At 61.2% G+C, this 2695-nt stretch carries 3 protein-coding genes and 1 pseudogene; 1 reads left to right on the forward strand and 3 read right to left on the reverse strand.

Annotated elements, in window-relative coordinates:
* On the forward strand, positions 1 to 844 hold an 844-nt coding region (locus tag ACIQ3A_RS14870), incomplete at its 5' end, for a LysR substrate-binding domain-containing protein (protein WP_396432504.1).
* 48 nt (positions 845 to 892) lie between these two features.
* On the opposite strand, the gene ACIQ3A_RS14875 is transcribed toward ACIQ3A_RS14870, so the two are convergent.
* From ACIQ3A_RS14875 to ACIQ3A_RS14885, 3 genes and pseudogenes are all read right to left on the reverse strand, one after another.
* Positions 893 to 1837 (reverse strand): AEC family transporter, encoded by a 945-nt coding sequence (locus tag ACIQ3A_RS14875; RefSeq protein WP_396432505.1) that lies wholly within the window; start codon positions 1835 to 1837, stop codon positions 893 to 895.
* A gap of 45 nt (positions 1838 to 1882) precedes the next feature.
* Complete coding sequence (locus ACIQ3A_RS14880; protein WP_396432506.1) at positions 1883 to 2191, reverse strand: 2Fe-2S iron-sulfur cluster-binding protein; 309 nt, start codon at positions 2189 to 2191, stop codon at positions 1883 to 1885.
* Positions 2188 to 2695 (reverse strand): annotated as a pseudogene (locus tag ACIQ3A_RS14885) (aromatic ring-hydroxylating dioxygenase subunit alpha); the annotation flags it as partial. The pseudogene ACIQ3A_RS14885 and the gene ACIQ3A_RS14880, both read right to left, overlap by 4 nt.

Raw genomic sequence — 2695 nt, forward strand, 5'->3', positions numbered from 1 at the left:
AGCCCTGAACATTGCCCAACCCGCACTGAGCCGCCAAGTGCGCCTGCTGGAGGTGGAACTGCGACAAAACCTGCTGGTGCGCAATGGCCGGGGCGCCACCCCCACGCAGGCAGGACAACTGCTGATGGAGCACGGGCGGGGCATCTTGCACCAGGTCGAGCGTGCCCGGGAAGAACTGGGCCGGGTGCGCAGCGGCCTGTCGGGCCGGGTCGCTTTGGGTCTGCCGCCCAGCGTGGCACGCGTGCTCACCGTGCCCATCACACGGGCTTTCCGCTTGAAAATGCCCGAGGCCCAGTTGTCGATCAGCGAGGGCCTGTCAAGCGCCATGCAGGAAAACCTGCAAAACGGTCGCCTGGACATTGCCGTGCTTTACAACCCCAGCCCAACCCCCGGTATCGAGCACACCCCGCTGCTGCGCGAAGAATTGCTGCTGGTGCAACCGCGACCGCCCGGCCTGCAAGAAGACCCACCGCCACCGCCTGTTCGCCTGCACGATGTGGCCGCCCTGCCCCTGATCATTCCGACCCGCCCGAATGCGATCCGCATGCATGTTGAATCCGAAATGGCGGCGATTGGTTGCCGCCCGCAGATTGCCCTGGAAATCGATGGTGTGGGTGCCATCCTTGATCTGGTGGCAGACGGTGCAGGCTACGCCATCCTGTCGCGCAATGCGGTCATGCGCTCGGTGCGGCCCTCGGCATTTTCAGTGCGTCAGGTGTGCGCGCCGGCGCTGACCATTCAGCTGACCACGGCCATCAGCTCCTTGCGCCCGACCACCCTGACCCAACAAGCGACCTTGGCGCTCATCACCGAACTGGCCGGGCCATGGCTCACGCCAAAGTGATGCACAGGCAAGCCTGCGCGATGGCCATTGGGACTCAGGGCTCAGGGCTCAGGACTTGAGCACCCACAACACAGCGCTGAGCGTAAAGAAAGACAACACCGTGGTCACCAGCAAAGCCGCAGCGCTGACGGCACCGTGCCCGTGGCGTTGGCTCAGGATGGTGTAGATGCCCAGCATGGGCATGGCCCCGGTGAGCAAGGCGGCTGCGCGCAAAGCCGGGTCATCGATCGGCACCCACCAGACCAGCACCGCCCAAATGGCCAAAGGGTGAATCAGCAATTTACCCACCGCGATTTGGGTCACCGGCATTTTCAGACCATCGACCTTCAGGCCCACCAAAGCCCCCCCGATCACAAAAAGCGACAAGGCTGCGCTGGATTGTGCAAACAGGTTGATGGTGCTGCCGATGGCGGCGGGCATGTGCAGGCCTGACCACGAAAACAGGAACCCGCCCAGAATGCCCCAGATCATGGGGTTTCTGGCCAGGTTCTTGAACGTTTGCCCCAGCACCCGCTGCCACCGACTGGACTGCCCGCCTTGTGAATCGGCGATGGCCATCAGCAGGGGGAGCAACAAAAAATTCTCGATCACCATGTTGAGGGCCAGCGCTACGCCCGCCACCGGTCCCAAAGACAACAAGATGATCGGGTAGCCAACAAAACCGCTGTTGGGGCAACACATGCCCATGGCCATGGTGCTGCTGTAACTCAGGCTGTAGCCCTTGATCTTGCGCGCCCACCACAAGCCCAAGAGCATCACCAGCAAGGAGCCCAATGCGTAGGCCCCTAAATATTGCCCATTGAGAATTTCGCCCACACTGCGCTGCGACAACGCATTGAACAACAAGGCCGGCAATGCCAAATGGATGGTGAACTTGCCAAACAACTGCATGTCAGCCTTGGCAAAAACCCCGTACCGGGTGCACAGAAAGCCCAGCGCAATGGCCAGATAAATCGGCCCGGTGATGCCCAGGATGTCCAAAGTAGCGTTCATCGATTGTTCAGCATGACTTTCAAAACCAGCCCGATGGTCTGCACCTTACAAATCCAGCACCAACCTGGCCGTCTGGCTGCGTGAGCAGCACACCATGATGCAATCACCTTTGGCCTGCTCTTCGGGCGTGAGGTACATGTCCCAGTGGTCGGGTTGGCCTGCCAGCACCGGAGTCAGGCAGGTGCCGCAGATGCCTTGGGAGCATGAAAAAGGCACATCGAGCCCGGCATCTTGCAGGGCGGCCAGAATCGATTGGTCTTTGCTGACTGTCAGGATCTGGCCACTTTTTTGCAATTGGACTTCAAAGCCGCCGTCGGCGGCCAGGGGGATTTGGGTCGGGTCTGTCGTGTTCATGCCGTGATTCCGGTGGTTTTTTCTTGGGCCAGCAAGCGGTCGATGATGCGTCGCGATTGCACGCCACCCGCATCGATGTTGAGCATCAGCAGTTTGCGCTCCGGCCAGGCGCTGATGTTCTTTTGTTGCAATTGCAGCATCGCCATGTCTTCGTTGAAGATGCCGCCTTGGCCTTGGCGAATCTTGTCGGTCAATGCGGCGTCTTCCGGCTTGAACTGGCGGGCCATGCCCCAGTGGTACCAGTGCGAGGTTTCCGTTTCGGGCGTGATGAAATCCACCACCACGCTGTAGGCCTTGTGCTCGGGTGCGGCGTCAAAACCGCCTTGGCCCGTGAGCGCGACGCCCACATCGATCATGATGTGGCTGGGCGGTGTGAACCGGCAGATTTGCCAGCGGTCGACGGTGGCTTGGGGGTCGAGGCCATTGGCGCTCATGGCCATTTGCCAGAATGGCGGCGCCTTGATGCCCGCCATGTGGCGCTGGAGGATGACTTGGTCGCCCTCC

This window comes from Limnohabitans sp. (genome assembly GCF_044361985.1).
GTDB lineage: Bacteria > Pseudomonadota > Gammaproteobacteria > Burkholderiales > Burkholderiaceae_C > Limnohabitans_A.

Coding starts and splice junctions, on each gene's coding strand:
- ACIQ3A_RS14880 (WP_396432506.1), bottom strand. CDS start 2,191: ATGAACACGACAGACCCGACCCAAATCCCCCTGGCCGCCGACGGCGGC.
- ACIQ3A_RS14875 (WP_396432505.1), bottom strand. CDS start 1,837: ATGAACGCTACTTTGGACATCCTGGGCATCACCGGGCCGATTTATCTG.